Raw genomic sequence first — 6,063 nt, 5'->3', positions numbered from 1 at the left:
GGGACGGTCCGTACTCAACGTGATCCGGACGAACGGCATGGGGACCCCTTCGGTGGCTACTCGCCGATTGTCGTGACGCCTTCAGTGTCAGGTAGATCGACCACGGTCCCGACCAGCCGGTTTGCGTATCCGCGCAGGTCAGTGTTGGAGGAAGATCGCATTGCGAACCACCTCATGTCCGGTCGATTCTCCGGCCCGTTCGGTGGGGGAGCGGGCCCCGGTGGTCGGTGTGATCTCGGTGATCATCGGGACTGTGGTCGGTCTGGCTTCGTGTTCGGTTTTGGCAACTTCCTCGCCCCTGCCCTCCGGCTGGGAGTGCCGGTGTGAGTGGCCCCGCTGGTTGCTCCCGCGGTCGATCTTTCCGCTGTCGGACTCCTGCTGGCAATCCGCCACCTCGCGCTGGCAGGGGCGAAAGCGAGTCAACTTCGACCGGCCCGCAGACTGCTAGTCTTCGCGAGCGCGGTGACGCTCGCTCTGAACGTTGCCGAGCCCCTCGCGGCAGGTGACGTGGGTAGGGCCGCATTCGACGCTGTTGGACCTCTTTTGCTGATCGGTTGGGCTGAAGTTCCCTCCTGTCCATGCGCGGTAGTGAGCGTCTGCCAGTCAACCGTGGCGCCGGAGAAGCGCCGATCACGGATACCTCAGCGGACCGAGAGGAGAGGGCACACAAGCCCACGGCGAAGGTTCGAGCTAGGGGAGAGGGTCTGGCGGCGCCCTCGCCGCTGATGGACGATCTGCTTGATCGTGCTCGACAGGAGGACGCCGCACACCGAAAAGCTTTCCAGCGCCCGATCTCGGCCGAAACCCTGCGGAAGCGACTCAAGATCGGCGCTGCACGCTCGCGCCGACTTGCGGCTGCGGTGCGCGCGAGCAAGTCGCCATGCCTGGCCAGAACGAGAGTCATCTAAAACTGCGCGAGTTAGAGCGGGGCCGCAACCCGCTGGTTAAGAGTCCGCTCCCTGGGGTGTCGGGTTGTGCCGAGTGATGTCGGACAAGATGTTATCGGCTGCTCGAGGGGGTGCACCTCTGCCGTCGAGCAGCGCCTGATGATGCCGCCTGCCAGGAGCATGCTCATGGCAAACGAGCACTCACGTGGTCCCATGCTCGTACATACCGCCAACATCCGCACCGCCCTGCTGCCGCACCCGCTGGTTGTCCGAGTCCACAGGCTAGGCACGCGTTGCGTTGTCCGACTGGCTCTGGACCTGGCCACCCGACACATCTGCGACCATCAACGCCTGCAGAAGATCTGGGCCGGTCTCGGCTCAGCCGATCAGCAGCAGCCCGACCTCGTCGAACAGTGCCCGCCCAACATCACCGGTGATCAAGGGCTCCGCTACGTTCAGCGCCGCCTCCGGCGGGTTGTAGTTCGAGACTGACGGGCTCTCCTGACAGATGGGAGATCATCAGCGGCGTCTTCTGAAGACCGTGGCCGAACCTGACCTCCGGCGCAACTGTCACCTGCTTCAGGTCGGGGCAGCGTTCCTTGATGTGGTCGCAAAGAATTTTCGCTTCGTTACGCAGACGGGTTCTGAACCTCTTCCTCTAGAGCAAGAAGCTGTCCTCGAACGTTCTCGTCTTCGACATAGGACTAGAAGCGACTCATGAGGGCGGATGGTTGGGCTACTGACGGGAATGTCCGACACAGCGGTGAGGGGGCGGAAGCCCCGTACAGAGAAGCTTGCCAAAATGCACTGCTGCTGACAACTCCTTCGAGAATTGACGAAGCTGAGCAGGCCCGATCGCCGCTGCGCGGCTCGAGCAGTGGCCGCGATAGGCTCACACGGTGGGTTGCAGTGCCTGACACACCACGCATGTGCAACTTGCAGATTTGCCCTCGCTCGGCGTCGAGTACCCGTCGTGGACACACCGGGTAGCCGAAGAATTGCTCGACTTTTTAGCTAGCAATTTATGACGGAGCGTCAGATCCGACCAAGGTGACGATCCTCGAGCCAGGACCGTACGGCACCGACTGGGCCGGGGCCTCGGCGGCGCACACCACCCCGATCGCGGCCTACGAACCGATCCGGCAGGCCCGCCGCGCCGGCGCCACCACCCGCGCGCCGCGCGATCCGTCGGTCACCGCGGAGGTCGTCCTCAGCCTGGTCGACCTGCCCGAACCGCCGCTGCGGCTGTTCCTCGGCAGCTACCCGTACCCGATCGCCGAGAGCGTGTACCAGCAGCGGCTCGCCACCTGGCATCAGTGGCGCGAGCTGGCCGAAACGGCCTGACCCATCCGGCGCCCACCACCTGCAGCGTCGGGCACCAGCAGGGGGCAGGCTGGCCAACACCACTTCGTGAACCCGGGTGCGGGTCCAAGCATCGCTCACGCACTCAACTCGGCATGACAGCGCGTCCGGGGTTCCTCGGCCGCCCGTTGCCCCTGGCGGCGACCGCGCCACTCATCGCGTCGCCGTCAACTGCAACGGTTCCCGTTGTGCCGGCCACTTACTATTGTGATGACCGCGAGATCGAAACAGGCGCCGACCAGCGAGTCGGACCCAGCGCTGTGGGAGCGTGCGGGGCTGGGGGACGAGAGCGCTTTCGCCGCGCTGTTCGAACGGCATGTCCAGGCGGTGTGGAACCACATCTATCGGCTGACCGGGTCCTGGTCGGTGGCGGAGGATCTTGCCTCGGCCACCTTTCTGACCGCTTGGCGCAAGCGTGCCGAGGTCACGCTGGTCAATGAATCCGCTCTGCCGTGGCTGTTCACGGTGGCCGGGAATCTGGCGCGCACTGAGCACCGCAGTGCGGTTCGCCGCCTGCGACTGATCCGCCGCGCCCAGGTGCCCGGTGAGGTACCCGACCACGCCGAGTCGGTGGTGGATCGGGTCACCGCGAGCGCCCGGCTGCGCGAACTGGCCGATGCCATGGCCACGTTGCCGAAAGCGCAGCGACGGGTGGTGGAGCTGTGCCTGGTCGGTGAACTGCCGGTGCCCGATGTGGCCGAACTGCTCGGACTGGCCGAGCCCACGATCCGCGTACACCTGTCGCGGGCGCGTGCCCGCTTGCGCACCGAACTGGAGAAGATCCGATGACCGACTTCGACCTGCCTCCGAAGCGTGAGCTGCCGGACGCGGTGCGCGCCGAGATCCGGCTGGACCTCTACAAGGGCATGACCAGGCCCGAGCGGCGCTCGTGGCGTAAACCCGTGGCCGCTGCGGCGGTAGTGGTCGCGCTGGCCGGCGGCGCTTTCGTGGCGACCATCGACTTCCGTGGCCGGGACGAGCCAGCGTCGGCCACGGCACCGCCGCCGGGCGTGTCACCGGATCTGCCGGTGTTGCCCCTGGATCTGCCACTGGCGAATGACGCACTCGATCGCTGCTGGGCGGCACTGCGCGCGGCGGGCAGGAGCGACGCGTTCCCACGCCGGGAGACCTGGCGACCGGTGGGCAACACCAGGCCGGGGCAACGTTCGCCACTGTACGAAACACCGGGGCGAAGCGCCCCACCGTATGAGGTGACCGTGCTGGCCCGCGCCGACGGTAAACCGCTGGTGTGTGACACCACGGCCACCACGGTGACCGTCTCGGACCCGAACGCGCCGCTGACCTACGTGGCGGGGACCTCGACCGCGGCACTGTTGATGAGCCCGACCGGTTTCCTCGCCGGAGTGAGTGACGAGCCCGGCCCCGTACCGCTGAGCGTGGAACACCACCGCCCCGGTGGTCTGTCCGGGGCGGGAGTAGTCGCACGGCCGGTGGACGGCATGTTCCTGTGGGCCGGTACGCCGAACTCCTCGGCGGCCACCTTCACCACCTCAGGCGCACCACTGGTCGCGCCACCACCCGCGTTGCGGGTGGTGGATCGCCCGACCCCGGGCGTCGACCGGACCAGCGATCTGGGCCGGTCGCTCGGCGACTGCCTCTCCGGATCGAGCTACCAGATTCCCGACCCGGAGAGCTTCCAGCCGACCGCGACGCTGACCGCGGGCCCGACCACAGTGATCGCGGGCCGGTTCGGTGACCGGGTCGTCTTCTGCGCGGTGGATAAGCGCGAGAGCAAGCCCAGCTACCACGCGGAGGAGATGAACTTCCTCGCGGGCTCGCCCCTGCTCAGCGGGCGTGCGCTGTTCGAGGGGATCAACCGCACTCCGCAGGGTTACGGGCAGTTCGTCGCGGGTGGACTCGTACCGGCGGATACCGCGCGGATGACCGTGGCCAGGCAGGGTGGCCGGCAGCCACTGACCCCGGTGGTCACCGCAGGCACCTTCCTGGTCCTGTTACCTGCCGATTTCGGCCCCGACACACTTCACGGTTCAGGGGCGGAGGACACGACCGTCACCCTGTACAACGCGCGTGACGAGATAACTCTGCAGCGGTCGATGCGGTTTCCCGAGTAGGCCCGCCGAGATCTGACCCCTGCCGGAATTCCGGCCATCAGGGCCGTGCGAGGTGCCGGTGCGGCCGCGCGCCCCCACCACGCGAAACCCGTCGGCACCCCCGACTAAGCCTGGAGTCCGGTCTTGCTTGCTCTTCCCGTAGTGAACCGCGCCCTCACGCAGCGTTCATGGCTCACGGCAGCCGCGCTGGCGGTGGTCGCGGCCGTGCTGTACGCGGTCGCCCGCGGGCACCTGATCGACGATAGCTTCATCACCTTTTCCTATGCGCGCAATCTCGCCTTCCATGGGCATTGGGGGCTGGTCGCCGACGCGCCGTCGAACACGGCCACCTCACCTGGCAACGTGCTGGCGCTGGCCGCGCTCACCGTAATCACCAGGGACGTGCAGCTCGCCGCGGGCGCGCTGTTCGCCACGTGCCAGGTGGTGGCGTACTTCGCGCTGCGGCGAATCGGTGCGTCGCTCGAGCTGCCAAGATGGTTCCCGCCGCTGACGGTCGCCGCGTTGATGGTCAACCCACTGCTGATCTCCTCGATAGGTCTCGAGGTAGCGATGGGTGCGACCGGACTGTGCTGGCTGCTGGCCCTTTCGCTGGACCGGCGGCCGTTCGCCCTCGGCCTGACTATCGGGGCGGTGGTGCTGATCCGAGTGGATCTCCTGCTGTTCGCCGTGGTCCTGGTGCTGGTCCGCAAGCGGTTCTGGCAGGGCCTCGTGCGGTGCACGCTCGGTGCGCTGGCCGTCGTCGTGCCGTGGTTCGGCTTCAGTTGGCTCGTGCTCGGCGGGGTCGTACCGGACACACTGGTGATCAAGACTCTGCAGGGCGCGCAGAAGGCGTGGGGCGACTGGGATTTCAGCAACGGACCGCTGCTGTACTTCCAGAATTTCCCCTGGCAGACCGCACTGGCGTTCGCTCCGCCGTTGCTGGCCGCGGCGGTCGCCGACGCCCGCAGCCGCTTCCCGCTCGGCATGTTCGCATTCGCCGGGGTGGCACACTACACCGTCTACAGTGCACTGGGAGTGCCGCCGTACCACTGGTACTACGCCCCGATGATCATCGCCGGAACGGTGTTCGCCTGCGCACACGCCAAACCCGCGGTGCTGGGACTGCTGGTCGTGTCCGCCGTCACCTACGTCGCCACTCCGCGCGAGTTCGCACCCATCACCTCGAACTACGCGTCCACCGCTGAATACGCGCGGATCGGCCGCGACCTGAGCGCACTCGCCGAGGGTCGGGCGATCGCCAGTCATGGTGAGATCGGCGTGCTGGCCTACTACTGCGACTGCGCGATCGTCGACACGTTCTCCGATCGCGGGCGGCTGGCGGTGGCCGTACGCGAGCGACTTGCCCACGCCAGCCCGACCGAGCGCGCCCTGTACACGGTGAACTTCGCGTTCGCCGACGAGCAAACCACACCACGCCGGGTCGACCTCGAACTGGTGCGCGCGAGTGCTCCACCTCCGAACACCGTGGCCCGCTGGGACATCCACGCACCGACGCTCGGGCCCGATCACCTCTACCTACGCCGGGTACCTTGAAGCTGGTCGACGCGGCACGATCCGGCCTGAACCCGCCCGGAATCCTGACTCCCGTGTTCAGAATCCCGAGTCCAAGGATCCAGCCGGTAACCGCGAGGGGGCGTCGTCCACTGTGGATGGCGCGGCGCCCCGGGTGATCCACTACCGCGCCGGGGTGTTGCGCGGTAGTGGATGTCCGCGGGTGTCGG

The 6,063-nt window shown here is 67.2% G+C and carries 4 protein-coding genes; all 4 read left to right on the top strand.

Going from position 1 to position 6,063, the window contains the following annotated elements:
• Positions 1-1,937: 1,937 nt before the first annotated feature.
• The 4 genes from FXO23_RS50140 (at position 1,938) to FXO23_RS50125 (ending at position 5,875) form a co-directional block, all read left to right on the top strand.
• Entirely contained in the window at positions 1,938-2,231 is a 294-nt protein-coding gene (locus tag FXO23_RS50140; protein ID WP_218952441.1) for an SDR family oxidoreductase, read from the top strand.
• 228 nt (positions 2,232-2,459) lie between these two features.
• Positions 2,460-3,038, top strand: coding sequence for an RNA polymerase sigma factor (locus FXO23_RS50135; protein ID WP_158896230.1), 579 nt, complete (start codon positions 2,460-2,462; stop codon positions 3,036-3,038).
• Positions 3,035-4,342 carry a hypothetical protein gene (locus FXO23_RS50130; RefSeq protein WP_158896228.1) on the top strand — a complete coding sequence of 436 codons (1,308 nt, stop codon included), beginning with the start codon at positions 3,035-3,037 and terminating at the stop codon, positions 4,340-4,342. Before FXO23_RS50135 ends, FXO23_RS50130 begins: the two co-directional genes overlap by 4 nt.
• Before the next feature lie 141 nt (positions 4,343-4,483).
• Positions 4,484-5,875, top strand: a complete 1,392-nt coding sequence (locus FXO23_RS50125; RefSeq protein WP_246258649.1) for a hypothetical protein — start codon at positions 4,484-4,486, stop codon at positions 5,873-5,875.
• Positions 5,876-6,063: the final 188 nt, after the last annotated feature.

It is taken from the genome of Amycolatopsis anabasis (genome assembly GCF_009765355.1).
Classification (GTDB): domain Bacteria; phylum Actinomycetota; class Actinomycetes; order Mycobacteriales; family Pseudonocardiaceae; genus Amycolatopsis; species Amycolatopsis anabasis.
This window is presented reverse-complemented; position numbering and strand designations above follow the sequence as displayed.

Bases quoted from the DNA above. Each gene is read 5' to 3' on its own strand.
- FXO23_RS50135 (WP_158896230.1), top strand. From the start codon at position 2,460: ATGACCGCGAGATCGAAACAGGCGCCGACCAGCGAGTCGGACCCAGCG.
- FXO23_RS50130 (WP_158896228.1), top strand. From the start codon at position 3,035: ATGACCGACTTCGACCTGCCTCCGAAGCGTGAGCTGCCGGACGCGGTG.